The sequence below is a fragment of the Capnocytophaga sp. oral taxon 324 str. F0483 genome (genome assembly GCF_000318315.2).
Lineage (GTDB): Bacteria > Bacteroidota > Bacteroidia > Flavobacteriales > Flavobacteriaceae > Capnocytophaga > Capnocytophaga ochracea.
Genome location: NZ_KB291518.1, coordinates 68,655 through 84,052 on the forward strand (window position 1 = coordinate 68,655; position 15,398 = coordinate 84,052).

Annotated in this window: 19 protein-coding genes; 8 read left to right on the forward strand and 11 right to left on the reverse strand. The window is 38.0% G+C overall.

Translation table 11 applies throughout. From position 1 onward, the window contains the following. Positions 1 to 36: 36 nt before the first annotated feature. From HMPREF9072_RS05415 to HMPREF9072_RS05445, 8 genes are all read left to right on the forward strand, one after another. Positions 37 to 507: a DinB family protein gene (locus HMPREF9072_RS05415; RefSeq protein ID WP_009410914.1), complete on the forward strand. Its 471-nt coding sequence runs from the start codon at positions 37 to 39 to the stop codon at positions 505 to 507. A 121-nt stretch (positions 508 to 628) separates the two neighbouring features. Next, positions 629 to 1,921, forward strand: coding sequence for a phosphopyruvate hydratase (eno, locus tag HMPREF9072_RS05420; protein WP_009410915.1), 1,293 nt, complete (start codon positions 629 to 631; stop codon positions 1,919 to 1,921). Between the two features lie 72 nt (positions 1,922 to 1,993). Beyond that, positions 1,994 to 2,752: a carboxypeptidase-like regulatory domain-containing protein gene (locus tag HMPREF9072_RS05425; RefSeq protein WP_009421677.1), complete on the forward strand. Its 759-nt coding sequence runs from the start codon at positions 1,994 to 1,996 to the stop codon at positions 2,750 to 2,752. Between the two features lie 104 nt (positions 2,753 to 2,856). Further along, entirely contained in the window at positions 2,857 to 3,015 is a 159-nt protein-coding gene (gene rpmH / locus HMPREF9072_RS12050) for a 50S ribosomal protein L34 (RefSeq protein WP_002669412.1), read from the forward strand. 83 nt (positions 3,016 to 3,098) lie between these two features. Then, positions 3,099 to 3,860: an MBL fold hydrolase gene (locus HMPREF9072_RS05430; RefSeq protein WP_009410917.1), complete on the forward strand. Its 762-nt coding sequence runs from the start codon at positions 3,099 to 3,101 to the stop codon at positions 3,858 to 3,860. A gap of 72 nt (positions 3,861 to 3,932) precedes the next feature. Continuing rightward, positions 3,933 to 4,427, forward strand: coding sequence for a lipocalin family protein (locus HMPREF9072_RS05435; protein WP_002673313.1), 495 nt, complete (start codon positions 3,933 to 3,935; stop codon positions 4,425 to 4,427). A 23-nt stretch (positions 4,428 to 4,450) separates the two neighbouring features. Further along, a complete protein-coding gene (locus tag HMPREF9072_RS05440; RefSeq protein ID WP_009410919.1) occupies positions 4,451 to 5,143 on the forward strand; it encodes an OmpA family protein in 693 nt (230 codons plus the stop codon). 272 nt (positions 5,144 to 5,415) lie between these two features. Then, positions 5,416 to 6,666 (forward strand): aspartate kinase, encoded by a 1,251-nt coding sequence (locus tag HMPREF9072_RS05445; protein WP_009410920.1) that lies wholly within the window; start codon positions 5,416 to 5,418, stop codon positions 6,664 to 6,666. A gap of 109 nt (positions 6,667 to 6,775) precedes the next feature. Here HMPREF9072_RS05445 and hisS read toward each other — a convergent pair whose 3' ends face one another. From hisS to HMPREF9072_RS05500, 11 genes are all read right to left on the reverse strand, one after another. Further along, entirely contained in the window at positions 6,776 to 8,152 is a 1,377-nt protein-coding gene (hisS, locus tag HMPREF9072_RS05450; RefSeq protein WP_009410921.1) for a histidine--tRNA ligase, read from the reverse strand. A gap of 6 nt (positions 8,153 to 8,158) precedes the next feature. Further along, positions 8,159 to 8,935, reverse strand: a complete 777-nt coding sequence (gene mazG / locus HMPREF9072_RS05455) for a nucleoside triphosphate pyrophosphohydrolase (RefSeq protein ID WP_009410922.1) — start codon at positions 8,933 to 8,935, stop codon at positions 8,159 to 8,161. Continuing rightward, positions 8,932 to 10,140 (reverse strand): ROK family transcriptional regulator, encoded by a 1,209-nt coding sequence (locus HMPREF9072_RS05460; RefSeq protein WP_009410923.1) that lies wholly within the window; start codon positions 10,138 to 10,140, stop codon positions 8,932 to 8,934. Before HMPREF9072_RS05460 ends, mazG begins: the two co-directional genes overlap by 4 nt. A 117-nt stretch (positions 10,141 to 10,257) precedes the next feature. Continuing rightward, on the reverse strand, positions 10,258 to 10,410 hold the full coding sequence (locus HMPREF9072_RS12340) for a hypothetical protein (RefSeq protein WP_002673339.1): 153 nt from the start codon (positions 10,408 to 10,410) through the stop codon (positions 10,258 to 10,260). Positions 10,411 to 10,462: 52 nt separating this feature from the next. Then, positions 10,463 to 11,137, reverse strand: coding sequence for an SMI1/KNR4 family protein (locus tag HMPREF9072_RS05470; protein WP_009410924.1), 675 nt, complete (start codon positions 11,135 to 11,137; stop codon positions 10,463 to 10,465). 6 nt (positions 11,138 to 11,143) lie between these two features. Further along, entirely contained in the window at positions 11,144 to 11,692 is a 549-nt protein-coding gene (locus HMPREF9072_RS05475; RefSeq protein WP_009410925.1) for an SMI1/KNR4 family protein, read from the reverse strand. 9 nt (positions 11,693 to 11,701) lie between these two features. Further along, positions 11,702 to 12,256, reverse strand: coding sequence for an alpha/beta hydrolase (locus HMPREF9072_RS05480; RefSeq protein WP_034566209.1), 555 nt, complete (start codon positions 12,254 to 12,256; stop codon positions 11,702 to 11,704). A gap of 212 nt (positions 12,257 to 12,468) precedes the next feature. Next, positions 12,469 to 13,107: a peptidase E gene (locus tag HMPREF9072_RS05485; RefSeq protein ID WP_034566211.1), complete on the reverse strand. Its 639-nt coding sequence runs from the start codon at positions 13,105 to 13,107 to the stop codon at positions 12,469 to 12,471. Positions 13,108 to 13,288: 181 nt separating this feature from the next. Continuing rightward, positions 13,289 to 14,041 (reverse strand): DUF6261 family protein, encoded by a 753-nt coding sequence (locus HMPREF9072_RS05490; RefSeq protein ID WP_009410928.1) that lies wholly within the window; start codon positions 14,039 to 14,041, stop codon positions 13,289 to 13,291. 134 nt (positions 14,042 to 14,175) lie between these two features. Beyond that, entirely contained in the window at positions 14,176 to 14,715 is a 540-nt protein-coding gene (locus HMPREF9072_RS05495; RefSeq protein ID WP_009410929.1) for an NAD(P)H-dependent oxidoreductase, read from the reverse strand. A gap of 69 nt (positions 14,716 to 14,784) precedes the next feature. Beyond that, positions 14,785 to 15,398: hypothetical protein (locus tag HMPREF9072_RS05500; protein WP_009410930.1), on the reverse strand; the 614-nt coding region annotated here is incomplete at its 5' end.

The following is a 15,398-nucleotide window of genomic DNA, read 5'->3' on the forward strand; positions in this document are numbered from 1 at the left end:
CAAGAAATATAACTTTTTGATTAATTTTAATAATAAATGAAAGAATTACTTACACCCGAAGCATTGCTCACTAACCTAAAAGATGTACGTGGTCTCACTCGCAAGGTGATTGAGGCTTTTCCCGAGAAAGACCTCTTTGAGTTCAACATTGCAAACCTGCGTCCGTTTTCAGGAATGGTAGAAGAGTTTTTGAGAGTTATGGACTATCTTTTTAAAGAAAGATTTCAGGAGCAACACACGCTTTTCTTGGAAGGAGCCTTTCCTACTACCAAAGCGGAAGTATTGGCTTTGTGGGACAGAGCTACTGAAATTCTCGACCGTGAATGGCAAAAAGTAGGTGATTATACCCAACCATTCACTATTTATCAAATGACTTTCAGCTTTGCCCAATGGATATTATACTTCATTGAAAACGAGAGTCACCATCGCGGACAAGGGTATACTTACCTCCGCGCTTTAGGTATTCAACCGCCTTTCTTTTGGGGAAGAGAAAGCTTTGGTAATTAGCAAATGAGAAAATTAGTAAATTAGCAAATTGTCTTATGTAGCTTTTGCATTACAAAATTTGCTAATTATCACATTGACTAATTTTCTAATTAAATTCGTAAATAATTAAATAACAAAATATATGAGTATTATTGTAAGCGTGCACGCACGTCAGATTTTGGATTCAAGAGGAAATCCAACCGTAGAAGTAGATGTAATGACCGAGAATGGTTTCCTTGGTAGAGCTGCTGTTCCATCAGGAGCATCGACAGGTGAATACGAAGCCGTTGAATTGCGCGACGGTGGTAAAAGTTATATGGGTAAAGGCGTACTCAAAGCCGTTGCTAATGTAAACGATATCATCGCTGAAGAAATCGTAGGTATGGACGTTTTCGAACAAAACCTTATCGACAAAACAATGATTGAGCTCGACGGTACTCCTAACAAATCTAAATTAGGAGCAAACGCTATTCTTGGGGTATCATTGGCAGTAGCAAGAGCCGCTGCTGAAGAACTCGGTTTGCCTTTGTATCGTTATGTAGGTGGGGTAAGTGCTCGCACTTTGCCTGTACCAATGATGAACATCATCAACGCTGGGGCACACTCCGATGCGCCTATTGCTTTCCAAGAGTTTATGATTATGCCTGTGAACGCTAAGAACTTTTCACAAGCTATCCAAATGGGTTCAGAAGTGTTCCACAACCTTAAAAAGGTATTGCACAAAAAAGGATTGAGCACTGCCGTAGGTGATGAAGGAGGTTTTGCTCCTAACTTTAAAGACATCGAAGACGCTCTCGATTCTATTAAAGAAGCTGTAAAAGAAGCAGGCTACAAATGGGGTGAAGATATCAAAATCGCCTTAGACTGTGCTTCTTCTGAGTTCTACAAAAATGGCAAATACGATTATACTATCTTTGAAGGTGCTAAAGGTAAAGTACGTACTTCAGCTGAACAAGCTGACTACTTGGCTGAATTGGTAGCTAAATACCCTATCATCTCTATCGAAGACGGTATGGATCAAAACGACTGGGACGGATGGAAACTCCTTACTGACAAATTGGGCAAAAAAGTACAATTGGTAGGTGATGATTTGTTCGTTACTAACGTATCTATCCTTGAAAGAGGTATTGCCAAAGGTATTGCCAACTCTATTCTCATCAAAGTAAACCAAATCGGTACTTTGTCTGAAACTATCGCAGCCGTAGATATGGCAAACCGCGCTGGTTATACTGCCGTAATGTCTCACCGTTCAGGAGAAACAGAAGACAACACTATTGCCGACTTAGCAGTAGCTTTGAACACCGGACAAATCAAAACAGGTTCGGCTTCACGTTCTGACCGTATGGCGAAGTACAACCAATTGCTCCGCATCGAAGAATCTTTGGGTTCAGTAGCTTACTATCCTAAAGAAAAAGCCTTCAATGTAAAGAACTAATGTTTTAATATGATTAGGGTGTTCGAGGGCACTCCTCGAACACCTATTTTTTTACCCTTAAAAGAAGTAAGTATGATGAAGAAGATATTATGGTTTTGTATGTTTTTATGTGTGACGACACTTGTAGCTCAGGAAACAGTGTTGCACGGACATATTTACAGTGTGCAAAACAATAAACCAATGCCTAATGTACACATCTTAAACCTCAATAAAGTAAGAGGTACTACTACCAATGACAAAGGTGATTTTAGTATCAGAGTAAGTGCTAACGACACGCTATACATTTCTTTTTTAGGGTATAAATCTACCAAGATACGCATAACAAACGATATGATAAAATATCAAGGGTTGAAAATAGGAATGACAGAGCTTGCTTATACTTTACAAGAAGTGGTTGTAACTCCTTATAAACTCACAGGCTATTTGGATATTGACGCTAAAAATGCACCTATCAATGACAATACGCGTTATAGCATTTCGGGGTTAGATATAGGTTATGAAAGTAGAGCTAGTGCAAGTGCTGTGGGTAGAGTGCTAAGTGCTGTAATGAACCCTGCCGACTTGCTGAGTCGCTCGTTTGGTGCCAAAGGAAAAGAAATGCGCAAACTGAGAGAGATGCGCAAAGACAACGAATTGAGCGATGCTCTTTCCACCCGTTACGACCGCGAAACCCTATTAGAACTTTTGCAAGTAGACCGTAGTGAATTAGAAGATATCATTCGCTCTTGCAACTATTCTAACGATTTTATAATGACGGCAAACGACCTGCAAGTGCTTGAAGCCATCAGTCAGTGTTACGAAGAATATAGGGTTTTACACAAGAAAAAATAAAAAATATTTTGTCATTCCAAAAAATTGACGTACTTTTGCCCCGCTATTGATAAAATAGAGAGATAAAGTATCATTTTTAATAAGATTTTAAAGATTAACAAGCAATGAAAAGAACATTTCAACCTTCAAAGAGAAAAAGAAGAAATAAACACGGATTCAGAGAACGTATGGCAACTGCCAATGGTAGAAAAGTGTTAGCACGCCGTCGCGCTAAAGGACGCAAAAAACTTACTGTATCCTCTGAGCCAAGACATAAAAAATAACAATTTTAATTGTTTAAAGATTAGTGGTTAATGATTAATGACTTGTGAAATTAATCATTAACCATTAATCATTTATCATTATTATGAAGATTACTTTCCTCGGTACAGGTACTTCACAAGGGATTCCCGTAATAGCAAGCAACCACCCTGTGGGGAAAAGTACCAACCCCAAAGATAAACGGTTGCGCACTTCGGCACTTATCAGTTGGGAAGACACTAATATTGCAATAGATTGCAGTCCTGATCTTAGACAGCAAATGCTCACCAACGATGTACAGCATTTGGAGGCTATACTGTTCACTCACGAGCACGCCGATCATACCGCCGGGATGGACGACATACGCCCTTTTGTACGCTTGCAAGGCGATATGCCTATCTACGGACTAAAAAGAGTAATCGATGAGCTGAGAGTGCGTTTTGGTTATATCTTTGCCACTGAAAACCGATATGAAGGAGCTCCTTCGGTAATACCTCACGAGATAGACGAAGCGCCTTTTACTTTGTATGGTAAAACAGTTGAACCTATACACATAATGCACGGTAATTTGCCCATCGTAGGCTATCGGATAGAAGACTTGGGTTATATTACCGATGCCAAATATATAGACAAGAGCGAAAGAGAAAAACTACGAGATTTAGATGTTTTAGTATTGAATTGCCTAAGAGATGATGTACACCCTACACACCTCAATTTAGCGGAAGCTTTGGAAATTATAGGAGATGTACAACCTAAGCGCACCTATCTCACACACGTGAGCCAAACCTTTGGTTTTCACGATGAGATACAAAAAAGATTGCCTAAAAACGTATTTTTGGCATATGATAACTTAGTAATAGAATGTTAATATTTAGTTAATTATTAGGTGGGCGAGAAAAAAAAGTTTATTTTTGCCCTCGTAATCAAAAAACAATTAAAGATGAAAAAAATTGCACTTTTACTTGTAATGGCAGTATTGGTAATGGCTTGTAAGAGTTCTTCAGGCTCAATGACTGCAAAACCCAAAGAAACAAATATAGCTAATAAAGCTATTAAAGGTGAATGGACATTGCAATCCATCACATATAGTGAAAAAGGTAAATATGAAGTTACCTTGTTAAACGATACTTCCAAAGAATGCTTTGAAGGCAGTACTTGGAAATTCGTTCCGAATAACAACCGCGGACACTATACTATCAACGCGAGTGGTTGTTCAACAGGACAAAGAAACTTCATTTTTATTGTACAAGAAGTAGATAAATCAACAGGATACTATGATTTTCTGTTGAAACCTACTAATGAAAAATACGTTTCAGAAACTAAACAAGGTATTCGTTTGCACTTGGCAAGTATTTCTGACAACTCAATGGTGTGGGAACAAACCGTGAGAGTAGATGGCAAACCTTTTGTTATCTCAATGAATTTTGTAAAATAATTAAAGATTAATACAAACAGAAGATGAAAAAAATCGTAGTTTTAGCCTTATCGGCAGCTGTATTGCTTACCGGTTGCGAGGCATACAACAACTCTAACAAAGCACAACGCGGAGCTGTAATTGGTGCTGCCGGTGGAGCTTTATTAGGAGCTATTTTAGGGAACAACGTAGGTAACGGACAAAACAGCGAACTCGGTGCTGTACTCGGTACAGTAGTAGGAGGTGCTGCAGGAGCTGTTATCGGTAACCAAATGGATAAACAAGCTAAAAAAATAGAAGAAGAAATCCCAGGTGCCGATGTTAAACGTGTAGACGATGGTATCGTGGTTACTTTCGACGAAAATAACGGAGGTGTATACTTTGATACTAATAAGTATAACATCAACAACAAATCAAGACAAACACTTGATAAACTATCTGCTATTCTTAAAGAATATCCTGATACTAATGTGATAGTAGCTGGCCACACTGATAATGTAGGTAAAGATGAGTACAACTTAGGTCTTTCACAACGCCGTGCACAAGCCGTTACTAACTATTTTAAAAGTAAAGGTTTAGCGGGTAGCCGTTTTACTACCAAATGGTATGGTGAAAGAAACCCTGTTGCAAGTAACGAAACTGCTGATGGACGAGCTAAAAACCGCCGTGTGAATGTAGTAATCGTTCCTAATGAAAAGATGAAAGCAGACGCTAAAAAACAGGCTGGAAACAAATAAAAATAGTTTGATACTTGACTATACAAATGAGTGTTGAGAAGTACTTCTCAACACTCATTATTTTTTATTAAATATCTAAAACAACAGATAAAAAAGAACGTTAGAAATATAACAATATCACTTCCAAATGACATTTTTTAATCTTCACTTTTCTCTTTTCACTAAAATACACTACCTTTGCACTGTTAATTTCGGTATTTTGGGTATTTAGGTTTATTACTTACCTCTTACCATACTCTGCTGTCGCAGACTTTACCTCATATCTAAAAGAAATGCAGATATTTAAATTTGGAGGCGCCTCAGTAAAAGATGCTGCAGGCGTGCGCAATGTCGCTAAAATATTAGAAACGGTAGGCTATGCTAATACGCTCATCGTCATTTCAGCAATGGGAAAAACCACTAATGCTTTAGAAGTAGTGGTAAATAGCTATTTTAAAGAACAAGAAAAACTTTCGGAAAGCATTCAGCTGATAAAAGACTTTCATTACCATATCATTCGCGAACTATTTACCGATGAAAATCACCCTGTGTATTGGAAAGTAGATGGCTTGTTTGCAGAGCTCACTTCGTTTTTAGAACGCAACAAATCGCCGAAACACAGTTTTGTATATGACCAAGTGATTGGCTTTGGTGAACTCATTTCTACTACTATTATCAGTCAATATCTGAATGACAATGGTATTAAAAACACGTGGATAGATGTCCGTAATCTCGTAAAAACAGATAGTAATTACCGTGATGCCTCTATCGACTGGGAAGAAACACAAAGTAACATTCGCACGCATATTAACAAATCATTACTGAACATCACACAAGGTTTCTTAGGAAGCGATGCAAATTTCTTCACTACTACCTTAGGGCGTGAAGGTTCAGACTATACAGCGGCTATTTTTGCCTATTGTTTAAATGCTGAAAGTGTAACGATATGGAAGGACGTTCCTGGCGTTCTCAATGCCGACCCTCGATATTTTCAGCATACAGAGCTCTTGCATAAAATCCCTTATAAGGAAGCTATAGAACTCGCTTTTTATGGCGCTTCAGTAATACACCCAAAAACCCTACAACCACTCCAACAAAAGGAAATCCCTCTTTATGTACGTTCGTTTTTAAATCCTACCGCTGAAGGAAGCGCTGTGTGTAATGTAGCTGAATTATCTCCAAAGGTACCTTGCTTTATCCTCAAGAAAGAACAAATACTGCTTTCTCTCTCTTCACTTGACTTTTCATTTATAATGGAAGAGGGTATTAGCTATATCTTCAAGAATTTGCATAAGACTAAGATGAAAGTAAGTGTGATACAGAACTCGGCTATTAGTTTTTCAGTATGTGTAGACAACAAATTCGATACCTTAACTGAACTTTTAGAAAAATTGGAAGAACGCTTTAAGGTATCGGTAACTGAGAACGTAACACTTTATACCATTCGCCACGCTACGGAAGAGGCTATTAAAGAAGTGGAAATGAACAAAGAAGTGCTGCTTAAACAAGTGGCTTCAGATACGGTTCAGATAATAGTGAAGTAAATCTATCCTCTTATTATCAGTTATTGTTTAAACAACAATCAAACAAAGCATACAATAAAAAAGGGACTGATAATATATCAGTCCCTTTATATATATTCTATGATTCATATTATTGAAATAATGCTTCATTTACCTCATTAAAATTATATTCTTTTTGAGTGCCTTTAAGCATATCTTTCAATACAAAAGTATTTTTGGAGAGCTCGCTTTCCCCAATCATCACTACAAACGGAATGCTTCGCTTATTAGCATATTCCATTTGCTTTTTAATCTTAGCTGCATCGGGGTAGAGTTCTGCTCTTTTTCCGAGTTTACGCAACTCTTTCAATAGTTTCATACTCTGTAAAGCTTCGTTATTGCCAAAATTTATACAAAGCACTTCTATGCTATTGCTCAGTGATTCAGGAAAAAGATTCAGTTCTTCCATCACCAATCCTATGCGGTCTAAACCAAACGAGATACCTATACCACTTATCCCCTTCAATCCAAAGATGCTCGTAAGGTCGTCATAACGTCCCCCTCCACCAATAGAACCCATTTGTACTCCCGCTGGAGCAGCAACCTCAAAGATAGCTCCTGTGTAATAATTCAGTCCACGTGCGAGGGTAACATCGAGGTCTAAAATAGCTGTTTGTAAGGTAAGCCGCTGTATTTGTTGTGCTATAAACTCCACCTCTTCAATACCTTTCAACCCCGTTTCAGAAGTTTTTAGTATCTCTTTCAGAGCCGTGAGCTTTTCAGCAAGAGCTCCTTTAAGTGCAAAAATAGGTTGTAGCTTGCTAATAGCTTCGTGGCTGATACCTCTTTCCATCATTTCTTTGATAACACCCTCTTCGCCTATTTTATCGAGCTTATCGAGAGCTACGGTAAAGTCGATGAGTTTATCACTCTCCCCTATCACTTCGGCAAAACCGCTGAGAATTTTGCGGTTGTTAATCTTAATAGTCACCCCTTTAAGATTGAGCGCTGTAAACACGGTGTCGTAGAGCTGTACGAACTCCACTTCCTGCCACAAGCTGATACTGCCTACTACATCGGCATCGCATTGGTAAAACTCTCTGAAACGTCCTTTTTGCGGACGGTCGGCGCGCCAAACAGGCTGAATTTGATAACGTTTAAAGGGGAAAGTCAGTTCATTTTGGTGTTGTACTACATAGCGTGCAAAAGGAACTGTAAGGTCATAACGGAGTGCTTTTTCTGATATTTGGGGAGTGAGCTTCTGAGTATTCTTAGTTTCCCAATCGTCTTGTTTAACTCCTTGTGTAAAATCACCTGAATTGAGTATCTTGAAGATAAGACGGTCGCCTTCTTCGCCATATTTACCCATCAATGTATCGTAATTTTCAAAGCTGGGCGTTTCGATAGGCTGAAATCCAAAAGCGTTAAAAGTATTTTTAATAGTGTTAATAATAAAGTTGCGTTTAGCCACATCGGCTGGTGAAAAGTCACGAGTACCTTTAGGTATGCTTGGTTTTTGTATTGCCATTGTTTTTTATTGTTTTACTATTTTCTTAGCTTCTTGCCAATAAGTTTCCATTTCTTGTAAGGTCATATCTTTGAGTGATTTTCCCTTCTCATTGGCTCGTTGTTCCAAGTATTGAAACCGAGTTATAAACTTACGATTAGTGCGCTCTAAGGCATCTTCAGGATTTACTTTCAAAAATCGGGCATAGTTAATAAGACTAAAAAGAACATCGCCAAACTCACTCTCAATATTTGTCTGTTTTTGCGCTTTTACTTCGGCGTGTAGCTCATCTATTTCTTCTTTTATCTTCGCAAAAACATCGTCTATATTATCCCAATCGAAGCCTACACCTGCCACTTTGTCTTGTATACGAGTAGCTTTTACTAATGCAGGCAAACTTTTAGGCACACCTCCTAGTACGCTCTTGTTACCTTCTTTGAGTTTTATTTTTTCCCAATTGCGCTTTACATCGTCTTCGTTGTCTACTTTCACATCTCCATAGATATGCGGATGCCGTTCAATGAGTTTTTCACACACACCATTTGCCACATCAGCAATATTAAAATCACCCGTTTCACTACCTATTTTGGCATAGAAAACGATATGAAGTAACAAATCACCAAGTTCTTTCTTCACTTCTTGCAGATTGCCACTGAGGATAGCATCGCCCAATTCATAAGTTTCTTCAATAGTGAGATGGCGCAACGATTGTATTGTTTGTTTCTTATCCCACGGACATTTCGCACGCAGGTCGTCCATTATATCGAGGAGTCTCCCAAAAGCCTGAAGTTGTTGCTCTCTCATATCAATCCTATAAATTTACTACGGGCGAGAAGACTTGCACCTAATAGACCCGCCTTATCACCTAATTTTGATACTTTTATCGAAGAGTCTTTATTCACTAAATTCAAAGAATACTTCTTGATAGCACTGCGCAAAGGCAATATCAAATAGTCGCCTGCATTGGCAAGAGTACCACCAATAATCACCAATTCAGGATTAAATAGGTTGATGAGACCCGCCACGTGTTTACCTAACGTATTTCCCACCTCTTCAATAAGTTCTATAGCCAATATATCTTCCTGCAAAGCTACATCTATGATATCGTTGAGTGTAATTTCGTCTTCATTTTCCTTCTGTTGAGTAAGTAAAGACGATTGACCGTTATGAAGTTTTTCCAAGAATTTACGATAAAGAGCAGAGCCCGAAGCCTCTGTTTCTAAGCAACCTTTCTTACCACAGTGGCATAATATCTCGTTTTCAAAGGCAGTAATATGCCCAAACTCACCTGAAAAGCCCGATTTCCCATAATATAGCTGCCCATTAACGATGACTCCTAAGCCTAATCCCCAACCTACATTCACGTAGATGATATTTTTTTCAACCTGTACGCGCCCTTTAATATATTCACCATAAGCCATCGCACGCGAATCGTTATCAATAGAGACATCTATACCCAATTTTTCTTCAAACATTTCAGTAAGCGGACGTTCATCGAAATAAAAGAAACTATAACTATGCCCCGTTTGAGGGTTCACACGCCCTGAAATATTAATGCCAATACTCAGTATTTTGTCCTTAGGCACCACTGTATGGCTCATAAAATCTTCAATTATTTCACATAAACGTTCAAAACGCTCGTGAGGATGCGCTTCCTCAAAAGAGATATCCATCTGTTCATCTATCAAATCTCCCTTAAAGTTGATAAGCCCTATATGAACGCGTTTTTGAGAGATATCTACACCTATAAAATATCCCGAACTTTGGTTCAATCCATAGATATTAGGACGTCTACCTCCTGGGGTTTCCATCTTCCCAAAGTCCATCACTATACCATCTTCTATCAGTTCGCCCACCATTTTAGTAACGGTAGGCACACTGAAGTTCAGTTCTTTACCAAGGTCGGCAAGTGTATCATCTCCGTTATTGATGTAATAACAGATAATATTCTTTTTCAATGAGGCGCTTCTGATGCCTTGTTTAATTTCTTCTAAAAATTTTAGTCCCATAGCTTTTTAATCTTAATCATTATTGTAAAGGTGAGGCAAAATTACTAAAAATATTTTAATAAGAATGCAATAATAAAAAAATAATTGATGTTTGTAATTAGTATTTAATGCTTTTCTCTACGGATTAATAGTAACGATTTTACCCTCACGGCGCACCACAATCTTTTGATTATTCTTCCGCTTTTCGGCTATCATTCGCTTGTAAGCAACGTCTAAACCTTTTAAAAGTTTGTCTCGAAATAACTTTTTTTCTGTATTTCTATCTCCCATAGCTGTTTTTCATTTGATTATAGGTAGCATAAAGATGCATAATCACTTCTTATTACTCATCTGTCATCTCATAAAACCAATTTAAGAAAGGGTCATCGGTTGCTTCGTCGTCCATATTATGAGGGGTTACCACTTCTAATCCTATTGCGGGGATAGTGGTATGAAACGTATTTTGCACCCATTCTTGGTATTGTGTATTGGGGTGGACGAACATTTCGTTCTTATCACTGTTAGGAGGGAGTGGATAATACTCGTCCCAACAAATTTCATCATAGCCAATGGCTAAAAGGCGCAAGAAATCCAAGGCGTTTTTCACCAATATACAGGTCATCATAGAGCCTGAACCCGACCCGATATGCACGATTTGGGTACGCCCTTCATCGTCGAGCCACAAGGCACATTCCGAACCATCGGCACCACTGCGTGCAAAGACGAGCAAACGGCGCTTTATCTTCTCGGCGTGCTGTTTGTATTGTATTTCTAATAGCTCATTACGATAGGATTCTTCATCTACATTGAAAGTAATAATGGTACCTCCTTCTCGCTCATCATCTGTCCAGCTTTCTTCTAATTTATCCCACGGATATAGATAGCCATAACGCACGCCATCTCTGTCCTCATAATAACCATTGTCCTCTATCCACTGATAGAGTTGGCGGAGTTCCTCAGGGATTTGCATTCCCTCAGGGAGGGCATTTTCTAATTGTTGTAATAAAATATTTTTCATTTTTCTTTACGATTCATACATCATCGCATCATACCAACCTTCAAAATCATCATTTAAGCCACTATCCTCTGAGTTCATTGGTACAAAAATATCTATTCCTTTTGTGCGAATAGATACTTTATTGAAATTCAATTGCTTTTTTACCACTTCCCAGTTGCCTGCCTCTTCAACCGTATTCACACAACGGACTATTTGGGTTGTTCCTCTGTAGTCCAACCACAAAGCTACCATAGAACCATTGTATATATTTTCGGCTATTTGCAAAAAACGCTGAGCAGCATCGTCGGCATTCTTACCAAAAGAAATGGTTAAGAGTTCTTTACGAAAGTTTTCTTCTTCCATATAAAAGGCAATATCGATATCTACGTTTACGTCATCTAAGTACGTATTCCTAAAAGGATTTTTAGGGTATAGATATCCGTAACGTACACCATCGTCTCTGTCCTCATAATACCCGTTATCTTCTATCCACTGATAGAGTTGGCGGAGTTCTTCAGGGATTTGCATTCCTGTGGGAAGTGCGTTTTCTAATTGTTGCAATAAGATGTTGGGCATAAATTGTTGTTATTTCTCCTTAAAGATATCTAATATTTTATCTCTCACTAATGGAAATTCAGTATATCCTCCTCGGTCGAGAAAGTGTTTCCCTTGTGGAAGACGAATAAACTCACAATTGAGCAAGCGAGAGAGATTATCACTTAGCTGAGTGGGTACTATATCGTCATCTATAGCCGAAATAACCACTGCTTTACCTACCATTGGTAAATGTTTGAAACTTGAAAACTTCTCTACAAATGGGTTTAAGCTCTCGAAATTGGGTACTGGTTCATAAAATCCCGATACGAGTACGATACCTTTAGGTTCTTTTTTGCTCTCCAATAGGAAATCCAGAGTAGTAATCGTACCCAAGCTATGCGCTACTATTACTGTTTGAGGTGTTACATTCACCTGTTTTTTAAGTGTTGCTATCCAATCATCAACGTTTGGATTATCAGGAGAAGGCATTGCAACACGATAGGCTTTAATTTTATGCTTTTTTAATTCTTCTTCCAACCACTTAAACCAATGATTATCAGGTGTGGCGCCATATCCGTGTACTATATACACTTGTTTTTCCATTTTTTTAGTATTTTTATTCTGTGCATAACTTATAGAAAAGACACTTAAAACTAATATTAATAATATATTTTTCATATAAATTATTTATTTAATAGCAATTTTTGACTTTTTTCTACGCTTTCATTATAGTAAAGTGTAAAGGAATATATTTAAAAACCTTCCTCTAATAAATTTCAAAGGGGAATATTGAGAAACTAACACAACAAAACTTTCTATTTCTTAGTTGCTCGTTTAGGTTTTTCAAGTGTTTTTATTTCATTACCTAAAACGGTAATTACTTGATTGTTAGAAATAGGTCGCAAATCTACTTTCTGTGAATATTCGTTTACTATTTTTTGAGTAACTTCCTTATATGGAAAGTTCAAATAATGAGGCAAAAAGTAAAAATCTACCAAATGTAATCCTGAATAATCAGTTAATTCTGGAGCTTTTTTAGTTTCATCCATATCACTAACGAACTCAATATTAGGAGAAGCAATGATAGAACCTGCCGAAGTACCTATGTACAACTTTCCGTTATTAATTTGTTCCATAAGTAGTTTGTCAGCTCCTTTCTTTTTTAGTTCCTGCATTAGGTAGAACGTATTCCCTCCAGAAATGAAAATATAATCATTTCGTTCTAATGCTGTGGCTATTTCTTCAGTAGTAGCGGTAGAAACTTCTAATTCTTCTATGATAATCCCTAATTTTTCAAAGGCTTTTCTATCATCATCGACATAAAAACGCACTTTTTCTACCAAACTTGCTGTTGGAATAAATACGATTTTCTTTCCATTTACTGGTTCTCCTGCAAAATCTTCAAACAATTTGGATACTGAACTGAATGATGAGGTTAAAAATAATCTTTTCATATTTTCATTTTCGTTATTCGATAGTGTATTTTGTCCCATAGAAAGATAAAAAACACCACATAATATTGTTGTTAGTATTAATTTCATTACTATTTTTACAAAATCAACGTATCGTAAAGGTACGTAAATTACTCCTTGTTGAATAATTTACGTACCGTTGATACGTGTAAATGAGTTGTTTTTAACTCTCTTTGGTGCCATTGCTTGCCGTTTTGGGATTCTTTTTGGCACGTGTAGACCTACTTGCTTTCAGCGCTACGAGCTTATCAATATGAATATTGATACGTGCAATAAGCTGATTGAGGGCTTCGGTGGGTTGTATCACGGCAAGAGCATTGAGGTGCATAATGATTTCGCGATATACCACATCGATGTCTTTGCGAATGAGCCTGAGTGCGCGAGTCCCTGCGATAGTAGAAGCCCGCTCATCGCGGCGTGTTCGGTAGAGCTCCATAAAGGTGTTCTCGGCTTCTTCAAGCCAATTCACCCATCGCGCTAACGAAATCTTCTTAACCGCTGCCGCATACTTATCGGCGCGAAGGTCTTGAATGAGGTTTTGTGTCTTGCTGTGTTGCGACTCGAAACTCTCGGAAATGATATTGCCATAGGTTTTGAGCAATATCTTAATAAGCACTGCCGCCTCGCGTTCCTCTTTCGTAGGACTGTAATAGGCTTCGTTCACGCAAGCCGAAAGCCCTCGAAACATATTGTCGCGATTGCGGTCTAATTCTTTCAAGCGATGCGTGTGCTCACTCTTGGCAACCACCTCAAGCGATTTGTTTTCCTCCTCTACCAAAGGCGTAAACTTACCCAAAAGGGTAGCGAGCGATTCAATATTGGCTTGTTCTAATGCCAATTTTACTTCGGTTACGAACCCGTAATGTTCGTGGTTCTGTAAACTTGCAATAGCAAGTCCTTTAATTCTTTTATTCATAATGAATCTCGGTTATGATTTGTTAAGAAATAATGCCACAACAAACGTACCAAAAGCCTTGATTTTCTGTCTAAATTAGCCGTCAGAAGTGTTAAACTTTAAGATTTAAAACTTTGAAAAGATATATAAACTAATTATTGTTTGGCAAATTCTTCTAAAAACTGACGGTATAGCGGTACGCTTCTCTCTATCCATTCGGTTGTACTGTTCAGCTCGATGCCGTAATAGGCAAAAAACGGACGAAAATCGGCGTGAATGTATTCGAATGTGAGTTCAAAAGGACGTAATAATTCCTTAAGGGTGTATTTATATTTTTCGTTATGCGCATATTCACGCTCATCAATACCTGCCGAAATGGCAAGCGTTACCTTTTTGCCACCTACTTTATAGCCGCTTTTGCTCCCGTAAGCCCAACCGTAGGTAAGAACTTCGTCTTGCCATTTCTTTAACAACGGTGGCATACTAAACCAATAGAGCGGAAACTGAAATACAATTTGGTCGTACTGCTCTATCAGTTGTTGTTCCTTCCTGACGTCGATATATTCGTCGGGATATGCTTTGTACAACTGATGTATGGTATATTGCTCTGGGTATTTCTCGAGCTCCTCAATCCAACGTTTGTTGATGAGAGAATCCTCTATATGAGGGTGTGTTACTATAATGAGTGTCTTCATTCGATACGAGCCGCACGGGCAATTAATGATTTAATTAAATTGTTAATATATTTAAATTGCTTAATCAATTTACGAATAATCAAAAGTGAATAGTACGATACGGCTTACGGGCTCGTAAAACATAATGATAGCATCGATACCGCCACCATACCAATCGTAACTTGCCGTTTCTGCAATAAAATAGAAAGGGTTTCCTTGATAGGTTATACTAATCCCATCGTTAGGGAGGTCATTACCTATTTCTATTTTCATATCAAATGCTTTCGGATATTCATCACTTTCAATAGTTGTAGTCCAATTTCCGTCCCATATATCTCCCCCCAATCTGTTTAAGTAGTTCACTTTATTCAGTTTTCCGTAGTATTCAGGAGAATATAAATTAATTAATGAACCGTATTTCTCGAAATTTGCTTTACTTTTCTCGTAGCCTTTCTGCATTTCTTGAAATTCCTTTTCTTCTTCGGAATTGAAATCCCAGTCGTGAATGGCTGTTCTTTCAAAAAATCCTTCTTTTCCCAGAAACTCAAACTTGTTATCATCAGTCAGTTTAAAGGCTAACCAATTCGTAGCAGTATACTCATTATGATATTCGGTAGTATTATAGCCTATATAAACCTCGTAAGGCTCAAACGGACTGAGCATATATACCTTTTGTCCCGCCCAATCGGGGTTGATTTCTGCCA